General features: G+C 69.2%; 20 protein-coding genes. 10 read left to right on the top strand and 10 right to left on the bottom strand.

The window, feature by feature from the left end; translation table 11 throughout:
* Positions 1 to 19: 19 nt before the first annotated feature.
* The 4 genes from SMA5143A_RS03555 to SMA5143A_RS03540 all read right to left on the bottom strand — a co-directional run bounded on the left by SMA5143A_RS03555 (position 20) and on the right by SMA5143A_RS03540 (position 4,530).
* Positions 20 to 1,306, bottom strand: coding sequence for an aspartate aminotransferase family protein (locus SMA5143A_RS03555; RefSeq protein ID WP_107461376.1), 1,287 nt, complete (start codon positions 1,304 to 1,306; stop codon positions 20 to 22).
* Positions 1,307 to 1,367: 61 nt separating this feature from the next.
* A complete protein-coding gene (locus tag SMA5143A_RS03550) occupies positions 1,368 to 2,210 on the bottom strand; it encodes a nitrilase-related carbon-nitrogen hydrolase (RefSeq protein ID WP_099967646.1) in 843 nt (280 codons plus the stop codon).
* 210 nt (positions 2,211 to 2,420) lie between these two features.
* On the bottom strand, positions 2,421 to 4,016 hold the full coding sequence (locus SMA5143A_RS03545; RefSeq protein ID WP_107461375.1) for a hypothetical protein: 1,596 nt from the start codon (positions 4,014 to 4,016) through the stop codon (positions 2,421 to 2,423).
* A 241-nt stretch (positions 4,017 to 4,257) separates the two neighbouring features.
* Positions 4,258 to 4,530 (bottom strand): helix-turn-helix domain-containing protein, encoded by a 273-nt coding sequence (locus SMA5143A_RS03540; RefSeq protein ID WP_107461374.1) that lies wholly within the window; start codon positions 4,528 to 4,530, stop codon positions 4,258 to 4,260.
* 73 nt (positions 4,531 to 4,603) lie between these two features.
* On the opposite strand from SMA5143A_RS03540, the gene map reads away from it, so the two are divergent.
* From map to SMA5143A_RS03520, 4 genes are all read left to right on the top strand, one after another.
* Positions 4,604 to 5,371 (top strand): type I methionyl aminopeptidase, encoded by a 768-nt coding sequence (gene map, locus SMA5143A_RS03535; protein WP_107461373.1) that lies wholly within the window; start codon positions 4,604 to 4,606, stop codon positions 5,369 to 5,371.
* A 156-nt stretch (positions 5,372 to 5,527) separates the two neighbouring features.
* Complete coding sequence (locus tag SMA5143A_RS03530) at positions 5,528 to 8,110, top strand: ATP-dependent Clp protease ATP-binding subunit (RefSeq protein ID WP_107461372.1); 2,583 nt, start codon at positions 5,528 to 5,530, stop codon at positions 8,108 to 8,110.
* Positions 8,111 to 8,168: 58 nt separating this feature from the next.
* On the top strand, positions 8,169 to 8,465 hold the full coding sequence (locus SMA5143A_RS03525) for a recombinase family protein (RefSeq protein ID WP_181361703.1): 297 nt from the start codon (positions 8,169 to 8,171) through the stop codon (positions 8,463 to 8,465).
* A gap of 111 nt (positions 8,466 to 8,576) precedes the next feature.
* Positions 8,577 to 9,668, top strand: coding sequence for a recombinase family protein (locus tag SMA5143A_RS03520; RefSeq protein ID WP_181361702.1), 1,092 nt, complete (start codon positions 8,577 to 8,579; stop codon positions 9,666 to 9,668).
* Between the two features lies 1 nt (position 9,669).
* On the opposite strand, the gene SMA5143A_RS03515 is transcribed toward SMA5143A_RS03520, so the two are convergent.
* Positions 9,670 to 10,098, bottom strand: a complete 429-nt coding sequence (locus tag SMA5143A_RS03515; RefSeq protein WP_107461369.1) for a hypothetical protein — start codon at positions 10,096 to 10,098, stop codon at positions 9,670 to 9,672.
* Positions 10,099 to 10,346: 248 nt separating this feature from the next.
* Positions 10,347 to 11,390: a DUF4238 domain-containing protein gene (locus tag SMA5143A_RS03510; RefSeq protein ID WP_107461368.1), complete on the bottom strand. Its 1,044-nt coding sequence runs from the start codon at positions 11,388 to 11,390 to the stop codon at positions 10,347 to 10,349.
* A 246-nt stretch (positions 11,391 to 11,636) separates the two neighbouring features.
* Here SMA5143A_RS03510 and SMA5143A_RS03505 point away from each other — a divergent pair, with 246 nt between their 5' ends.
* From SMA5143A_RS03505 to SMA5143A_RS03495, 3 genes are read left to right on the top strand one after another with little or no spacing between them, the layout of a single operon-like run.
* Entirely contained in the window at positions 11,637 to 12,380 is a 744-nt protein-coding gene (locus SMA5143A_RS03505) for a hypothetical protein (RefSeq protein ID WP_146193880.1), read from the top strand.
* Between the two features lie 47 nt (positions 12,381 to 12,427).
* Positions 12,428 to 13,360 (top strand): hypothetical protein, encoded by a 933-nt coding sequence (locus SMA5143A_RS03500; RefSeq protein ID WP_107461364.1) that lies wholly within the window; start codon positions 12,428 to 12,430, stop codon positions 13,358 to 13,360.
* Between the two features lie 44 nt (positions 13,361 to 13,404).
* Complete coding sequence (locus SMA5143A_RS03495; protein WP_308812024.1) at positions 13,405 to 13,638, top strand: peptidoglycan-binding protein; 234 nt, start codon at positions 13,405 to 13,407, stop codon at positions 13,636 to 13,638.
* 597 nt (positions 13,639 to 14,235) lie between these two features.
* On the opposite strand, the gene SMA5143A_RS03490 is transcribed toward SMA5143A_RS03495, so the two are convergent.
* Genes SMA5143A_RS03490 through SMA5143A_RS44535 form a run of 3 tightly spaced genes read right to left on the bottom strand, consistent with a single transcriptional unit; the run spans position 14,236 to position 16,021 of the window.
* On the bottom strand, positions 14,236 to 14,775 hold the full coding sequence (locus SMA5143A_RS03490; RefSeq protein WP_107461362.1) for a GNAT family N-acetyltransferase: 540 nt from the start codon (positions 14,773 to 14,775) through the stop codon (positions 14,236 to 14,238).
* Positions 14,760 to 15,371: a hypothetical protein gene (locus SMA5143A_RS44540; RefSeq protein WP_308812023.1), complete on the bottom strand. Its 612-nt coding sequence runs from the start codon at positions 15,369 to 15,371 to the stop codon at positions 14,760 to 14,762. Before SMA5143A_RS44540 ends, SMA5143A_RS03490 begins: the two co-directional genes overlap by 16 nt.
* Positions 15,368 to 16,021 (bottom strand): helix-turn-helix transcriptional regulator, encoded by a 654-nt coding sequence (locus SMA5143A_RS44535; RefSeq protein WP_308812022.1) that lies wholly within the window; start codon positions 16,019 to 16,021, stop codon positions 15,368 to 15,370. Before SMA5143A_RS44535 ends, SMA5143A_RS44540 begins: the two co-directional genes overlap by 4 nt.
* Positions 16,022 to 16,245: 224 nt before the next feature.
* Here SMA5143A_RS44535 and SMA5143A_RS03480 point away from each other — a divergent pair, with 224 nt between their 5' ends.
* The 3 genes from SMA5143A_RS03480 to SMA5143A_RS03470 are packed head-to-tail and all read left to right on the top strand — an operon-like array spanning position 16,246 to position 17,068.
* Positions 16,246 to 16,605 (top strand): ATP-binding protein, encoded by a 360-nt coding sequence (locus SMA5143A_RS03480; RefSeq protein WP_308812021.1) that lies wholly within the window; start codon positions 16,246 to 16,248, stop codon positions 16,603 to 16,605.
* On the top strand, positions 16,602 to 16,793 hold the full coding sequence (locus tag SMA5143A_RS03475) for a hypothetical protein (RefSeq protein ID WP_107461358.1): 192 nt from the start codon (positions 16,602 to 16,604) through the stop codon (positions 16,791 to 16,793). Before SMA5143A_RS03480 ends, SMA5143A_RS03475 begins: the two co-directional genes overlap by 4 nt.
* Positions 16,790 to 17,068: a hypothetical protein gene (locus SMA5143A_RS03470; RefSeq protein WP_107461356.1), complete on the top strand. Its 279-nt coding sequence runs from the start codon at positions 16,790 to 16,792 to the stop codon at positions 17,066 to 17,068. Before SMA5143A_RS03475 ends, SMA5143A_RS03470 begins: the two co-directional genes overlap by 4 nt.
* 72 nt (positions 17,069 to 17,140) lie before the next feature.
* On the opposite strand, the gene SMA5143A_RS03465 is transcribed toward SMA5143A_RS03470, so the two are convergent.
* Positions 17,141 to 17,419: a hypothetical protein gene (locus tag SMA5143A_RS03465; protein WP_107461354.1), complete on the bottom strand. Its 279-nt coding sequence runs from the start codon at positions 17,417 to 17,419 to the stop codon at positions 17,141 to 17,143.
* Between the last annotated feature and the right edge of the window lie 36 nt (positions 17,420 to 17,455).

Below are 17,455 nucleotides of genomic sequence, written 5' to 3'. Positions count from 1 at the left end.
CAGATCTGCTCCGGTGGTGCTACCGAATGCTCCTCAGAGCACGTTCGAGGGCGTCGGCGCCCTCCTCCGCCTCGGCGACGGTGAGGGAGAGCGGGGGCGCGATGCGCAGGGCGCTGGTGTTGTGGCCGCCGCCCTTGCCGATGAGCAGGCCCTCCCGGCGGGCGGCTTCGAGGACGGCGGCGGCCGCGTCCGGGTTGGCCTCCTCGGTGCCCGGCTTGACCAGCTCGACACCGATCATCAGACCCCGGCCGCGGACCTCCTTCACCTCGGGGATCTGCGCCGTGATCGCCCGGAGCCGCTCGATGAGCAGCCCGCCGACGCGGCGCGCGTTGCCCTGGAGGTCGTGCTCGACGAGGTAGTTGAGGTTGGCGAGGCCGGCGGCCATGGTGATCTGGGTGCCGCCGAAGGTGGAGATGGAGTTGCTGTCGAGGCAGTTCATGACCTCGGAGCGGGCGACGACCCCGCCGATGGACATGCCGTTGCCGATGCCCTTGGCGAAGGTCAGGATGTCGGGCGGCCCGTTCTGCCCGTGTGCCTGCCAGCCCCAGAAGTTGTCGCCGGTGCGGCCCCAGCCGGTCTGCACCTCGTCGGCGATCCACAGCACGCCGTGCCGCTGGAGCACCTCGCGGAACGCCGCGTACAGGCCGTCCGGCGGTGAGGTGAAGCCACCGACGCCCTGGATCGGCTCGGCGATCAGCGCGGCGGGCGGCCGGACATGGCCGAGGAGGTCCTCCAGATCGGCGACACAGGCCGCGATGAAGTCGGAGTCGCTCAGGTCGGCGTAGGGGCCCCGGGTGCGGACGCCCCCGTGCACGTACAGCGTCTGGAGCGGGGACAGCGACGTCGGTGACCAGCCCTTGTTGCCGGTGATGCCGACCGCGCTGAAGGAGCGGCCGTGGTAGCTGTTGCGCATCGCGAGGATCTGGTTGCTCTGCCGGTAGGTCGTCGCCAGCAGCAGCGCGGTGTCGTTGGCCTCGGTGCCGGAGGTGGTGAAGAAGACCCGGGCGTCGGGGATGCCGGACATCTGGGCGATGCGCTCGGCCAGCTCGACCATGGGCCGGTTGAGGTAGAGCGTGGAGGAGTGGATGATCCGCCCGGCCTGCTCGCTCACCGCCTTGGTGACCTCGGGCAGGGCGTGCGCCGTCATCGTGGTGAGGATGCCGCCGAAGAAGTCGAGGTACTTGTTCCCGGCGGCGTCCCACACATGACGGCCCTCACCGTGCGTGATCTCCAGCGGGTCCGCGTAGTAGAGCGCGAGCCAGTCGGGCAGCACGGCCTTGTGACGGCCGAGCAGTTCGTCGGTCACGGCTGCACCACTCCTTTCACTGCGGTACGGGTGGGGCGTGTCAGGGCTGTACGTGCCCGCGTCAGGGCTGTACGAGTCCTTCGTACGCGTCCGGCCTGCGGTCCCGGTAGAACGCCCACTGCGTGCGTACGTGCTCGATCAGGTCGAAGTCGAGGTCCCGTACGACGAGTTCCTCGTCCTGGTCGCTCGCGGTGTCGCCGACGAAGCGGCCGCGCGGGTCGACGAAGTACGAGGTGCCGTAGAAGTCGTTGTCGCCGTACTCCTCCACGCCGACGCGGTTGATCGCGGCGACGAAGTACTCGTTGGCGACGGCCGCGGCGGGCTGTTCGAGTTGCCAGAGGTGGGAGGAGAGGCCCCGGTGCGTGGCGGAGGGGTTGTAGACGAGCTGGGCGCCGTTCAGGCCGAGCTGGCGCCAGCCCTCCGGGAAGTGGCGGTCGTAGCAGATGTAGACGCCGACCTTGCCGACGGCGGTGTCGAAGACCGGCCAGCCGAGATTGCCGGGCTTGAAGTAGTACTTCTCCCAGAAGCCCTTGACCTGGGGGATGTGGTGCTTGCGGTACTTGCCGAGGTAGGTGCCGTCGGAGTCGATCACGGCGGCGGTGTTGTAGTAGAAGCCGGACTGCTCGACCTCGAAGACCGGGACGACGATCACCATGCCGGTCTCGCGGGCCAGCTCCCGCATCCGTGTGACGGTCGGGCCGTCGGGCACGGGTTCCGCCCAGGCGTAGTGCTCCGGCTCCTGCACCTGGCAGAAGTACGGCGCGTTGAAGACCTCCTGGAAGCCGATCACCTTGGCGCCCTGCCGGGCCGCCTCACGGGCGTGCTCGACGTGCTTGGCGACCATGGATTCCGTGTCGCCGGTCCAGGTCGCCTGGACGAGGGCGGCGCGTACGACGTTGGCCATGTCAGCTGCTCCTTCGACCGGGAAGTCAGAGAGCCTCTACGCCCGTAGAAACAGGCCGTAGAGGCTTGAAAGTAAGCCTCGCCGACGGGCTGGGCAAGACCATCGCCGTTAACCGGCCGAGTCGATCACGTTTCGCACTCCAGTGGGTGATCGCCTCCGCGCGCCTGCGCGTCCGCGTACGGAGGGCCGGTCGCGGCTCCCGGTGGGCCGTCAGGCGAGTCCGGCGACGCGCAGGGCGTGCGCCACGTCCCGGTGGCGGTCCTCCGACACGGCACGGGCCGCTTCCACGACCATACGGGCCAGCCGCTGCGGGTGCGTCTCCGCGACGCGCGCCGCCTCCTCGGGCGTACGCGTGCGTACATACGCGTCGAGCAGCGCACGCGCCTGCCGCTCGCGCCCCTCCTCGGTGAGGCCGAGCACCGCCTCGCCGATCTCCTCGGCCGGCCGTGCGACGCCCTGCCGCAGCATCTGCTCCCCGTCGGTGCCGCGCCCCACGGCGTTCAGGGCGTCGACGACGGCGACCAGCCGGTCCATGGGCAGCGAGGCGGCCTCCCACAGCAGGGTCGCCCAGTCGGCGCCCAGTCCTGCCCGGTGCATGTCAGCCGCGAGCAGCGGGAAACGGGCGGCGGGCCAGTGTGCGATCTCCACGAGCAGGGCGTGCGCCTCCCCGCTGCGCCCCTCCTTGCGCAGCCGCAGCAGCCGCTCGACGGTCCCGGCGACCTCCCGCCGCGCCTCGTCGTCGAGGGCCTGCCGGGTCGGCCGGTCCGTCCGCTGCGGCGGCACGGTGTCCTCGGCGACCCCGGCGTACCGAGCGCCCCGGCGGGCACGCGCCTGGGGCGCGGCCGCCTGCGCGGGCGCGCTCTCGGGCGCGACGACGGGCGTCTCCTCCACCTCCACGGCACCGGCGAAGCGGGCCCCACCCCGGGGACGCCGCTTGGCCCGCTTCTTGGACGTCACGGCCTCGGCCTCCGGTGCGGCGGCTTCGGGCGCGGGGGCTCGGGGGTCGTGCGCGACCGGGTGGGCGGGGCGGGCGTCGTACGCGCCCGCGTGGACCGTCTGCACGTCGCGCACGCCCGCGTGGACGGTCCGGGCGTCGTACGCGACCTCATGGCTCTGGGCCTGGACCTGGGCCTCGCGGCCGACCGTGTGGGCGTCGCCCTCCGGCCCCGGGTATGTACGGCCGGTGTGACCGCCCTGTGTCGCCGCCTCCGGCCCGCGCCCTTCCGCGTCCGGCGCCCGGGAGAAGTCACTGGCGCCGTCCGGGAAGCCCGTCGCGCCCCGCACAGGCAGGTGCGGGGCGCGACGGTCGAGGTTCTCCATCCGGGTGCGCAGTTCGGCACAGCGGGCGGTGGCCCGTTCGTGGTCGTCGTGGGCCCAGGCCAGGTCGAGGCGGAGGGACTCGGCCTCCTCCCGGGTGGTGGCGGTACGGAGGCGGCGGTTGAGTTCGGCGATGCGCTCGGCGGCGTAGCGCTGCTCGCGGAGCATGACGTCGAACCGGTCACCGAGGGCGTCCCGGGCGCCGGGCCGGGCGTCGTACGCGGCGAGCGAGGCGCCGTGCAGGATTCGGGCCCGCTCGGTCTCCTGGGCGGCGGCCGCGGGACCGTACGCGGTGTGCAGGTCGTGCATGAGCGCTTCGACGACGTCCCACGGCGGGACCTCCAGGCCGTCGAGGCAAGCCCGCATGCCGTCCGGGTCGCGCCGCCAGAAGACGGCGCACCAACCGCCGTCCTGGTCCAGCTTCGTCATCAGCTTGTTCAGGTAAACCGCGAACTCCCGAACCTCGCCCGGGAGTTGATCCACAGCCATCGCATGCTCCCCGGCAGACTGGAGTGCCCCGGTCCGCCAGAAAACACCAGCCGTGTTACAGGAAGGCTACGCGGAGTTTTCGGACCGGACGCAGTGTGCTGTGCGCGCCCGCCCGGCGGCTGTGCGTGAGGGATTCAGGCCACGCGACGACGGGCTTCGGCCAGGCACCCGCGCGAAGGAGCCCGTACGGAGGACGCCCGCACGGAGGACGCCCGCACGGAGGACGCCGCCTAGCGCCGGCTCAGGCCACCGCCGCCGGCGGCGCGGCCTCCACCGGCGTGCAGCGTCCGGCGAGTTCGTCCATGGAGAGGCCGAGCGTGCGGGCCAGGGCGGCGATCGTGAAGAAGGCCGGGGTGGGGGCGCGGCCGGTCTCGATCTTGCGGAGCGTCTCCGCGGAGATGCCCGCGCCGGCGGCGATCTCCGCCATGCTGCGACCGCCGCGGGCCTCCCGCAGCAACCGGCCGAGCCGCTCGCCGCGTTCGCGCTCTTCAGGGGTCAGAGGGGTGCGCACCATGCGCCCATTCTAATACCGACCCCCACCGGATGACCGGTATTAGAATTGGATATCGACCGGTATAGTAATTGGCATGGTGGAACTGAAGACGGACGCGTCCATGGACGCGATGTACGAGGCCGGGCAGGTCGTGGGGCGTGCGCTCAGCGCGGTGCGGAAGGCCGCCGACGTGGGAGTGTCCCTGCTCGAACTGGACGAGGTGGCGCGCGGGGTGCTGCGCGAGGCGGGCGCCACGTCGCCGTTCCTCGGCTACCGGCCCTCGTTCGCGCCGACCCCGTTCCCGGCGGTGATCTGCGCCTCGGTGAACGACGCGATCGTGCACGGCATCCCGACGCCCTACCGGCTCCGGGACGGCGACCTCGTCTCCATCGACTGCGGTGCCCACCTGGGCGGCTGGGCCGGTGACTCGGCGATCAGTTTCGTTGTGGGCGAGCCGCGCCCGGCCGACCTGCGGCTGATCGAGACCGCGGAGCGGGCGCTGGAGGCCGGCATCGAGGCCGCCGTCGTGGGCAACCGCGTCGGCGACATCGCCCACGCCATCGGCTCGGTGTGCCGTGCCGCCGGGTACGGCGTCCCCGACGGCTTCGGCGGCCACGGCATCGGCCGCCACATGCACGAGGACCCGTCCGTCCCGAACGAGGGCCCACCGGGGCGAGGGCTGCCGCTGCGGCACGGCCTGGTGCTCGCGATCGAACCGATGCTGACCGGCGGCGGCGAGGACGGCTACCACGCGGCCCCGGACGGCTGGACCCTGCGCACGGACGACGGCTCCCGAGCGGCCCACGTGGAACACACGGTGGCCATCACGGACGGAGGCCCCCGGGTGCTGACCGCTCGGTAGAGCGGGTGAAGAAAAGCACGGGGCGCAGCCCCGGTCGCTTTTCAGGGGCGCGGGGAACTGCGCGAGCAACCAGAACGAACCCGCACCCGACCGCGCGCCCCCACCCCAACGGCGCCCAAGGGTGTAGCCGCGCAGCGACAGGGCACTCGCGTGCCAATGAACAGCGGATTCCCGGGGCCCGAGGGCTACGGTCCGGACCCCTTCAGTGAGTTCTTCGCACGCTTCTTCGGCGGGCCCCGCCCCCAGCGCATCGAGATCGGGCGGCTGATGAGCGGCCAGGCCCGGCAGCTGGTGGCGGACGCGGCGGCGTACGCGGCGCAGCACGGCAGCAGCGACCTGGACACCCAGCATCTGCTACGCGCCGCGCTCACCGCCGAGCCGACCCGGAGTCTGGTGGCCCGCGCGGGCGCCGATCCGGACGCGCTCGCCGGGGAGATCGACGAGCGGTCGGGCCCGGCCCGGCACAAACCCGGCCAGGGTCCGGCGCCCGCGTCGCTCGCCCTGACGCCGGCGGTCAAACGGGCCCTGCTGGACGCCCATGAGCTGGCCCGTGCCACCGGCTCCGGATACATCGGCCCCGAACACGTCCTGAGCGCCCTCGCCGGCAACCCGGACTCGGCCGCCGGGCACATCCTGAACGCCGCGCGCCTGTCGGCCGCGTCCCTGCCGCCCGAGGCGTCCGAGCCACCGCCGAGCGGCACCCAGCCCGGACTGCCGCGCCCCCTGTACCCGCAGTCGGAGCTGCCGCGCCGGGCGGCCACGCCGACCCTCGACAAGTACGGGCGCGATCTGACCGAGCAGGCGCGCCAGGGCCGTATCGACCCGGTGATCGGCAGGGACGAGGAGATCGAGCAGACCGTCGAGGTGCTGTCCCGGCGGGGCAAGAACAACCCCGTGCTCATCGGGGAGGCGGGTGTCGGCAAGACGGCGATCGTGGAGGGGCTGGCGCAGCGCATCGCCGAGGGCGACGTGCCCGATGTGCTGGCCGGGCGCCGGGTGGTCGCCCTGGACCTGTCGGGGGTGGTCGCCGGTACCCGCTTCCGGGGCGACTTCGAGGAGCGGCTGACCACCATCGTCGACGAGATACGGACGCACTCCGGGGAACTGGTCGTCTTCATCGACGAGCTGCACACCGTCGTGGGTGCCGGTTCCGGCGAGAGCGGCGCCATGGACGCGGGCAACATCCTCAAACCGGCGCTGGCGCGCGGCGAGCTGAACATCGTGGGCGCGACGACGCTGGAGGAGTACCGCAGGATCGAGAAGGACGCGGCGCTGGCCCGCCGCTTCCAGCCGGTACTGGTCTGCGAGCCGTCCGCCGCCGACGCGCTGGAGATCCTGCGCGGGCTGCGCGACCGGTACGAGGCCCACCACCAGGTCCGCTACACCGACGAGGCGCTGGCGGCGGCCGTGGACCTGTCCGACCGGTATCTCACCGACCGGCGGCTGCCCGACAAGGCCATCGACCTGATGGACCAGGCGGGCGCCCGGGTGCGGCTGCGGTCCCGCACGAAGGGGACGGATCTACGGGCCCTGGAGCGGGAGATCGAGCAGCTGACCCGTGACAAGGACCAGGCGGTCGCGGGTGAGCAGTACGAGCAGGCGACGCGGTTGCGCGACCGGATCGCCGAGTTGAACGAGCGGCTCGCCGAGGGCCGTGAGGGCGACCGGGCCGACGACGGGCAGAGCCTGGGGATCACCGCCGAGGACATCGCCGAGGTGGTGTCCCGGCAGACCGGCATCCCCGTCAGCAGTCTCACCCAGGAGGAGAAGGAACGGCTGCTCGGGCTGGCGGAGCATCTGCACCAGCGGGTCGTCGGGCAGGACGAGGCGGTGGGTGTGGTCGCCGACGCGGTGCTGCGCTCGCGCGCCGGGCTGGCGAGCCCCGACCGGCCCATCGGCAGCTTCCTCTTCCTCGGACCGACCGGCGTCGGCAAGACGGAGCTGGCCCGGGCGCTGGCGGAGGCCCTCTTCGGCAGCGAGGACCGGATGGTCCGCCTCGACATGAGCGAGTACCAGGAGCGGCACACGGTCAGCCGGCTGGTGGGCGCGCCGCCCGGTTATGTGGGCCACGAGGAGGCCGGGCAGCTCACCGAGACCGTGCGGCGGCACCCGTACGCGCTGCTGTTGCTGGACGAGGTGGAGAAGGCCCACCCGGATGTGTTCAACATCCTGCTCCAGGTCCTCGACGACGGCCGGCTCACCGACGCCCAGGGCCGGACGGTCGACTTCACCCACACGGTGATCGTCATGACCAGCAATCTGGGCTCGGACGCCATCACCCGCCGCGGGGCCGGGCTGGGCTTCGGCGCGGGTGGTGCCGAGGCGGCCGAGGAGGACCGGCGCGAGCGGATCCTCAGGCCGCTGCGGGAGCACTTCCGGCCCGAGTTCCTCAACCGCGTCGACGAGATCGTCGTCTTCCGGCAGCTCACGGCGGAGCAACTGCGCCGCATCACCGATCTGTTGCTCGAACGGACCCGGCAGCGGCTGCACGCGCGGGGCATCGGCATCGAGTTCACCGAACAGGCCGTCGACTGGCTCGCCCGCCACGGCCACCAGCCCGAGTACGGGGCCCGGCCGCTGCGCCGCACGATCCAGCGGGAGGTCGACAACCCCCTCTCCCGGCTGCTCCTCGACAGCAGTCTGCCGTCCGGCAGCCGGGTGGTGGTGGAGACGGAGGACGGGCGGCTCGCCTTCCGCACGACGACGCCGCCCGCTCCGCGGGGTTCAGACGTGGGCTGAGGTGGGCTGCCATACCTTCCTTCGACCCGATCAACTCTCCTCTCCCACCCTTGACCCCGTGCAGACCTCCGCCAGGGCCCGCAGGGTCGGTATCCACATCCGCATCTCCGACGACCGCGAGGGCGCCGGACTCGGCGTGAAGCGCCAGGAGAAGGACTGCCGAACTCTCACCGCCCGACTCGGCTGGACAGGCGTCGAGGTGTACGACGACAACGACATGTCCGCGACCGACCGCCGGAAGAAGCGCAGGGGCTACCACCAGATGCTGGCCAACATGCAGAGCGGTCACATCGACGCCCTGGTGACCTGGCACCCGGACCGCCTGTACCGCCAGCCCAGGAGCTGGAGGCCCTGATGGACCTCCTGGACTCCCCCGAACTGGACGTGGAACTTCCGGACCGTCCAATCCGGCACCATCGACCTGTCGACCCCTGACGGCCGCATGCTGGCCCGCATCCAAGTAGCCGTGGCCAAGCGCGAGGTCGAGCACCGCCAGAAGCGCATCCTGAGCAAGGTCCAGGAGCTGGTGGCGGCAGGGAAGATCCACAACTCCGGCCACCGGCCCTTCCGCTACGCCCGCATTTACGACGGCACGGGCCCTCGCCGAAAGATCGTCGAGGGGCGCAAGAACGAGACCGAGGCCGCGTACATCAAGGACTGGGCGGCCCGGGTGGTGTTGGGAGAGAAGATCGGCAGCCTCGTGGCCGAGGCCAACCAGAAGGGGATCAAGATCTCCACCGGCGGGGCCTGGTCCTACCAGGCGATGAAGTTCCTGCTCACGTCCGGCCGCATCTCCGGCCGCAAGGAGCACAAGGGCGAGATCATGGGGACGGCCGTCTGGCCGAAGATCATTGAGCCCGAGGACAGCAACAAGAGGGCCCTACTCGCCGAGCGCTCCGAGGAGTTCAAGGCGCAGTACGGAGAACGGGACACCCCGGCCCTGAAGTACCCGCTCTCCGGCCTGGTCAAGTGCACTGGCAAGGTCCCGCACGTTGTGGGCGAGCCCTGCTCCTGCAAGGAGAAGGGGAAGCAGCACCACAAGATGAGCACGGGCCAGCGCGGGGACAAGAAGATGCCCATCTATACGTGCAAGAAGGACGGGGGAGGTTGCGGGGGCCGGACGATTCAGATCCCGGACCTGGAGAAGGCCATGGAGCGGCTTCTCTTCGCCCAGCTCGAACAGGTGGAGGTTGAGGTCGGCGAGAACCCCGACGACCTCCGGCCGGCTCTGGAGGACAAGCTCAAGCGGCTGGAGGCCCGCAACGCCGAGCTGGACGAGGAGCTGGGCATGGGCGACCGCCCGGTCCGGGAGATCACCGCCTCCATCCAGCGCAACAAGGGCCGGATCGCCAAGCTCCAGCGGGAGTTGGCGGAGCTGTCCGTGACGGCCAACGTCCTGGAGGTCGACGTGACGGACCTGCGGGAGGCGCGGGAGGACTACTCGGTGCCCCGCAAGCAGGCGGTGTACGGGGGCCTGATCGAGGAGATCCTGATCCACCCCGCGCCCCGGCCCTTCAACGTCTGGAACCCGGACCGGATCGAGGTGTTCTGGAAGTAGGTCAGGGGCGTTCGGGCTCGGAGCGACGGCTCGAACCCCGCTTCCACTCCTTGTGGAGAGCCCCGACGAGCTGGCTCAGGCCCTGCTTGGGGGTGTTCCGGGCGAGGACGAGCAAGGCGTCCCGCTGGTCCGTGGACAAGCTCTCCAGCAGGTATTCGTACGCGTCGTCCTGCTCGCCGAGGAGCGCCCGGTCCCGCCTGGTGTCCAGCTCCACACGATCGCGCCGGTTCAGCTCCTGCGTGGTGAAGGGACCATGGCCGATGGGACACGGAGGCTCGGGCCTCTCCACCCAGGAGTGGAAGCCGTCGGAGGGATACTCGGGGTTCTGGTACGCCAGAGAGCCGTAGGCGATCTCCATGCCCTGATCGATGTGCTGCTGGTGTTGGATCGACGCCTGGGCCATGGCCCATTCCTGATCGGCGTAACTCATCCGCTGCTCCTCACCCCTGGCTGAGCATCAGTCTCCAAGGGTCGGATGATCACCTCAAGTCCGGACGTCCGTGTTCTTCATCGCAGAGCGGGTCAAGTCCATCTTCACCCGGCGAAGCATCTGGGTCTGGACGGCGGTCAGCGGGGGCACCGTGGCCAACTCTTACTGCCCCCACAGTTCCTCGCGTCCCTCCTTGATTCAGTCAGGGCTGATCCGGGAGATCCTCATTCACTCGGCCGTCCGGTCCTTCAGCGTCTGGAACCCCGAGCGCGTCGAGGTGCTTTGGCGTTGGGCGGAGGCCCTTCGAACGAGATGGACTTGAACGCCTCCGACGGTCCCTCGGGCATCAGGAAGCGTTCGGCGGTCTGGCTGAACTCGGCCTCGCGGTCTCGAACCGGAGGCAGGTTGATCCCGGCCAGCGGATTGTCGTCCGGGTGATGGAACAGCTCGATGCGCGAGTTCCACGCGAAGCGGTGGTTCAGCTCCTTCGCCAGCTTGGCGCTAGCTGGAAATATGCCGTCCTGCCCACCGGGCGCCGTCATGATGATGGCCGCCTGACGGTCGATGGGCACCATGATCGCGGCGGCGTTGGCTAGGCCAACACCGCTCCAAGCCGGTGCGGTCTCATCCCGGAGCAGGGCCACCGGGTGATCGGACAGCAGCAGCGTCCTGCGCCCGAATCGGCACAGTTGCCACGAGCGGGCCATCATCCATTCGTACGCAACCACCATCGCGTCCGCCATGGTGAGCAGGTGGTCGTTGACCGGCAGCTCTACGAAGTAGCCGGAGAAGTCGGTCAGCTCGGCCCACGTGGCCTCCACGTCCTCGTCCGACACAGGACCCTTGCCCTGGGCCTCCATGCGGCGGCGCACTTCGGGCTTGCCGCCAGCGGCGATCTCCATCTTCAGGAGTTGGTCGGCAATCTCGTTGTTCGCCTTCCGGGCAGCCGGAATCCGCGCGGACTGAGCGGCGACCCACTCCCCCAGGACCGCCCGGTCGTCTATGGGCAGGGGCCACACATGCTCGTCGATGACCTTGGCGATCACCCTGGCGGCCTGGTCTTCGAGATCGGCCAACAGGTTCTCGATCGAGTCGTCGCGCTGCCCGGTCTCGTCCTGCATCGAGTAGAAGTGGCTGCGGACCGTCGCGTCACCGATTCCGATGGGTTTGGGCTCGCTCCCGTCGAGCGGAACCCGCATGATCCGCTTGCCGTCCGCGAACCGCCGCAGAAGCAGGCGAGGGACAGTGTGGTGATGGCGCTTCAGCTTCTGCTTGCCCGGGTTCGTGCCCATGGGAAGACGATACGGACAGGCCCTGACAGCGTCATGGCCTTTATGACGGGACGGACCTCTGCTGGGCAGCCCGGGTGAGGTCCGCCTTCACCCGCCGGAGCACCTGGGTCTGGACGACCGTCAGCGGGGGCGCCGTAGCCATCTGCCGCTCGGCCCCCGGCCCCGGGGAGTGCCTGGGTGTGGTTCGCCCTGGAACTGGGTCGAAAATCCGATCAAGCGACAGATGGCGCCATCTATGTTCTTCACATGGCCAAGGTTTGCGTCTTCTGCGGGGGCACTCCTCTGACGAAGGAACATGTTCTTCCACGATGGCTGAAGGTGGCACTCGATCCGGCTGTCCGGCGACACCGGTACGTTCGGTTGAGCGTGGACACGATTCGGCACCACGACGCTCCGCCGCTGAACGAGCAGGTGAAGGCGGTCTGCTCCGACTGCAACAGCGGCTGGATGAACCAGTTGGAGGAGGACGTCAGGCGCTTCCTGCCTGACCTGATCCGCGGAAACCCGTGCCACCTCGACGCAGAGGCACAGCAGGCGCTGGCGTCGTGGCCCTTGAAGACCATGCTCATGTGTCAGCACACGCATCCTGCCGACGTCCGAGGCGTGATCCCGGCGGATGACTTCAAGACCTTCCATGAAGTCCGCGAGCCCACTGGGTCGATGCTCGGACGCCTGGGCTTCATGAACTACCCCCCTGACGACTCCGTCCCTCTCGTGGACATCATGTGTCAGGGGTATGGAAGCGCCGGCACGAGCGGTATCGCCTGGATCAGCACTCTCAAGATCGGCTGCATGGTGGTGCAGATCATCCGGGCACCCGACGTCGCTGAGGGCTACCAGCTCGCCCCCTATGATCCCCTGCCGTCGCTGCGACAGATGTGGCCGCCTGATGAGCCCATCGATTGGCCCCTCCCGGCGGCAATCCCGTATGAGCTGATAGCAGATCTGGCACATCCTGACGTATTCGACGTGACCGTCACGCCCGTCTAAATCCAAACCAGTCGCCGCTGTAGTGCAGGGGCGGTTACCGTCCTGGCATGGACGATTCGCTCTCCTTCGAGAGTCTGCTTCGCGGCGCTCGCAAGTTCGCGCGGTCAGCGTTGGAGGCGCACAGTACAGAGAATGAAGAGGTCTTCCTCCTCCACGCTGGAGTGAGCATCGAGCGGCTGGCCAAGGCCGCCCTGGTGAGGAAGAGCCCCTTCCTCCTGATGGAGATGAAGGGCAAGGACGACACCCTCTTCCATCTCACTGGTGTTCGCCAGGCGACCAAGCTCAGGACGGTCGGGGCGGGACAGGCCATTGGTCGCCTCAGGGACATGGCCGTGCTACCGCAGCGTGATCCGGACCTGGATGAGCTGATCGAGCTGCGGAACGGCGTGGCTCACCTGATGGCATCGGTAGACGAAGCATTCGACGGCCTCACCGTCTTCTGCCGAGTGACCAACCAACTGCTGGAGCACTTGAAACGGAACCAAGGGCTCTACTGGGGCTCGCGGTCGAACGTCGTTTCGATCACGCTTAGCGACGCACACGAGAAGGTGGAGCGGGACGTCGCACGGCGCATCGAACAGGCTCGTCGCCTGCTCAAGAAGCGCTTCGAGGATCTGCCGCAGGCGGCCTTGGAGGGCTTCGTGGCGACACGGCCGCAGTTGGATTACGGGCTTCAGGTCACCGATGAGCGCCCACCCAAGGTCTTCGTTCCCTGGAAGTGTCCCGCCTGTGGGCATACCGCAGTCCTCACCACGGGGCCTCCGAACCGCATCACATACGGTGAACCCGCACAGTCCTCTCCCGAGAGTCTCCTGTGCTTCGTCTGCCGGTTCACCCTGAATCCCCACGAGATGCAGGTGGCGGGCATAGCGAACAGCATCCCGCTGGTGGACGAGTCCGGAGCCCGGTTACTCACTGATGTCGAGGAGTTCCTCTGGTCTCCCCAGCCGGATGTCGATGACGACTTACACGACGACTAACCCGGTCGATGCTCCCTGAAGCCCCAGCTCCCCAGCGTTTAAATTTGAGCGGCTCGAAGCCCGCCCTGGGCAAGTCGAGCCCGATCTTCACCGCCATGGGCAAGCGCCTGGTGGCCGAGTGCTGCGGCCTGTACAAGGAGGGCCCCGGCCCCAAGCTCGGCCAGGCTGACGTCGACTCGTACGAGAAGTTCCAGCGGAAGCTGGGGTACACCGGCTCGGCCGCCAAGTGGTCGCCGGGGCCCACCTCTTGGTCCAAGCTCAAGGTCCCGAACGTCTAAACTGGGACCTACCTCGTATCTCTGGCGGGATACGCCAAGCGCCCCCGATCTCCCTCGGGGAGGTCGGGGGCGCTTTCGTGCGTCTGGGGCAGAATGCGGCTGTGGATGCGGGACTTGCGGCCGTCTTGGGTGCGGCCATCGGTGGACTCACGGCTTTCGGGACCAGTTGGTTTGGATTCCGGGCAGCGCGCCTTCAACTACAGCACCAAGAGTCGGAAGCAGCACGCCAGCGCCGGTTCGAGAGCCTCACGGAGAGGCGCGGCCCTCGATCACAGGCGTACGCGGACTTCATCGCGGCTGGCCAGGAGCTGATCGACTCCATGTACGGGCCGAAGGAGGATTTTCTCGCCCAGTTCGAGACGCTTCAGGCGAACATCCGCAAGCGCCGATCAAACATCGCCATCGCGGGACCAGACTCCGTGGTTCAGGCTGCGGGTGAGTTCGCTGACGAGGCCAGGAAGTTCAGAAACGAACTGGCACACGGAGCCATACTCGGCCATCCCCTACACCACAAGGGGAGGTTCGAACGTCCGCTGGACGGTTTCGCCAAGGCCGCTCGTACGGCGCTGGAGGACGAGGGCCACCCACCGGAGGGGCCTAGCCCAACGGCAACTCCGCCAGCATGACGGCGTAGACAGGGGAGTCCGGGAAGGGCTGACGCTGTCCGACCTTCCGGAAGCCCCAGGACTCGTACATGGCCTGCACCTTGGGGTGCTCGGTGTCGACGAGCAGGACCACCAGGTCCTCGTCCCTCGCGTCCAGGAGGGCCCGGCTGACCAACTCGGCCGTCCCGCTCTTGCGCCACTTCGTACGGACAGCCAGCTCCGAGAAGGAGAAGGTCCGGCTCTTCTCCGGGGCGGGCTTCACGTGCTCGCGCCACCACTCGCGGTAGGCAGTCGACGGGGCGCCGTAGGCGAAGGCCACCGCCTCCTCGCCGTCGAAGGCGACCACGCAATCGAAGTCCGGGTTACCGCCCCAGTGGTCGACGAACCAGGGGAAGCGCTGGTTGAACTCGTCATTCATGGCATCCGCGTAGGCGTCCGCGTGCACGTCGATCAGGGCCTGTCGGATCTGCGCCAGGTCCTTGTTGCTGAAGCGGCGGACGTCCAGGTCGGCGGCGTTCAACCTCGGCTCCATTCGGCTCGGTAGCGGTCTCCCCACTCTCGGGCGACCCCGGCGTCCGGCGCAAGCGTGATCAAGTCACGGTAGAAGTCGCCGAGCAGGGAGCGCATCCGGCCCGGTATGGGAGTGCCCGCCACCAGCGCGAAGGAGGTCGACGCCGTGGAGCATGCCTGGTCGATATCCCTCTGGTGGAGTTGGGCCAGAGCGAGCCGCGTGGTGGCCAGGGCCCGGTTCCGGCGGAACTGCTTGGGGATCGCGCCCAGGGCCTTGTGGGAGGCCGCCTCGGCTTCTGCCGCGTCCCCGATCCGGTCCCGGACGATGGCCGTCATGGCCGTCAGCTCAGCCGGGCCGTAGAAGGCCATCCAGCTCGGGCGGGGCTGGTCCCGGTCCGCCTTGCCCAGGGCCTCCTGGGCGTGCCCCAGGGACCGCAAGGCGGCCTGTCGGTCGCCGAGATTCGAGTGGCCGATGGCCGTACGGGCGTGGGCCAGGGAGGCGAACAGCGGATCCCGCTTCGTAATCGAGGTGGCCTGGGCGGCCATGCCCGAGTCGACGGCTTCCGTGTGCTCCCCGCGCTGGTGGGCCAGCATCGCGTAGGAGTTCCAGACCCTCATCTCCACCACGGGTCCTGGGCCATCCCGGCCAGGTACAGCGCTCGTCCCAGGAGATCCTGGGCCCGGTCGGCCTGCCGCGCGTCCAGAGCGCTCCAGGCGGCCGTGGCGGTGTAGTCGGCGGCGATCGAGAAGAGCCGGAGCCGGATGCGCTGGGTGGCACCCTTCTTGACCTTGTCGAGGGCCTCGGCCGCCCCGGCGAGGGCGGAGCGTTCCAGGCCCTCGTGGCCTCCCCTGGTGTCGTCCAGCTCCATCAGGGCGTCCAGGCCCGAGCGGAGCCGGAGGACGTCGGAGGTGCCGACCTGCGAGGGCGCTCCGACGAACGGCACCGCAGCGGCGGCGGTTCCGGTGGTGGCGGTGAGGAAGTTCCTACGGTCCACGGGGGACTCCGCTTCGGGGGTGGGGCGTCGTCTTCCGGCCGGAGGGCTGAATCCCAGCTCTTCGGCCGTACATCCGAATACTGCCTCTAACGCCTCGCGCTGCTTGGGGTGTGGCCACTGGGTTTTTCCGGTCAGCCAGTTGCGGATCGTCCGGTCGCTGACCGTTCCCTCGTGCCCGGAGCAGAGCAGCCGGGCGTTCACCGCGTCGGCCAACTCCACCTGGGTTAAGCCGCGCTCCTGCATCGCGCTGTTGAGGCTCTCGTTCCCCTCCACGTACCCACCGTAGGAGGTGATCCCTCGTCAGTGAGGTGCTATGGGCCAGAAATTTCCGGTTGGGCCGGACGCACGCCGGGCCCATTTTTCCTGCCGCTCAGGGACCAGGAGCCGTTCACTCAGGTAAGGCCACTCACACCCGCCCCCCCCCGGAGGTCCTGATGACTGTGACCGCAACGCCACGCCCCACGGGGCACCCCGGATACTCACAGACTGTTGATCGCGTGCCGGAGAGCGCGGGTGTGGCGCGCAGACTGGTCCGTACGGCGCTCGCCGCCTGGCACCAGGACGATCTGATCGACGACGCCCTGAACGTCATCACCGAGCTGGTCTCCAACGCCGTCGACCACGGCCGCCTCCCCTCGATCCGGATCCTCGTCACTCGCCCCTCCGAGGGCTGGATCCGCCTCGGGGTCGTCGACCGCTCCCGTGTCATGCCGGAGCTGCGGGACGACTCCAACGGGGACCAGATCCGGGGCCGTGGGCTCGTCCTGGTCGACGCCCTCTCGGACCGCTGGGGCACGGACCTCCACCGCTGGGGCAAGACGGTCTGGGCTGAGCTGAAGGTCGAGGTCGAGCGGTGAAGGACGGCAAGGCGTGGTTGGGCGACGAGGTCCACGACGAGGACGCGGACCGAACCGGGATGGTCACGGACGTCTCCGGCGGCGTCTACTTCGTGCGGCCTCTCACGGGCGGGGGGCCTGAGTGGACCCAGAACAACCCCGACCGGCTGACGGTCACCGTTCCCCTGGAAGACAGCCGGCTCAGGTGACCGAGCTTCCCGAACACGCCCCCTCGGACCGCATGGGCGTCCTGATCGCGGCGTACGAGTACGAGATGGGCTCGTGCTTCCGCTGCCCCCGCAAGGGGGTCCAGGTGACCCGCTTCGGTGAGATCACGAGCGACGAGGGCGAGACCCCTCTGTACGCCTGCCGGGAGTGCGTACAGGAGCTGCTGACCATGCACGAGCGCGCGATGGAGCGGATGGACACCCGGCCCCGGATAATCCAGCTCCCCAGAGCCCTTCGCGGAGTAGAGGCCGACTGATCACAGATGGCTCCCCCCTACCCGCGAGGAGAGGCCCCGATCGCCTCGTGGCGGTCGGGGCTCTTCGTTCGGTCAGTCCTCGTCCAGCCACTCAACCTCGTCGTCTTCGAAGTCCTCCATGTCCGGAACTTGGCCCTTGGGGTAAGTGATCGGCTTGGGGTCCCAGTGCCGGTACTCCCAGCGGGCGTGAGTGGTGATCTGGTCGATGCTGTCCGTCGGCATGTGGGTGCGAGCCGCTTCCATGGCGGCCACCACCACTTCACCGTACGTGTCGTTCACACGGCTGTGCCGGGTCACCTTCTCGTTGCCCTCGATCTCCAGGGTGATCGTGAGAATCTTCTTGACGCCCATCGGCCCTCCTTCATCGCTGGGAGGCCAGTCTGCTGT

Source organism: Streptomyces sp. MA5143a (assembly GCF_900290235.1).
Lineage (GTDB): Bacteria > Actinomycetota > Actinomycetes > Streptomycetales > Streptomycetaceae > Streptomyces.
This window is presented reverse-complemented; position numbering and strand designations above follow the sequence as displayed.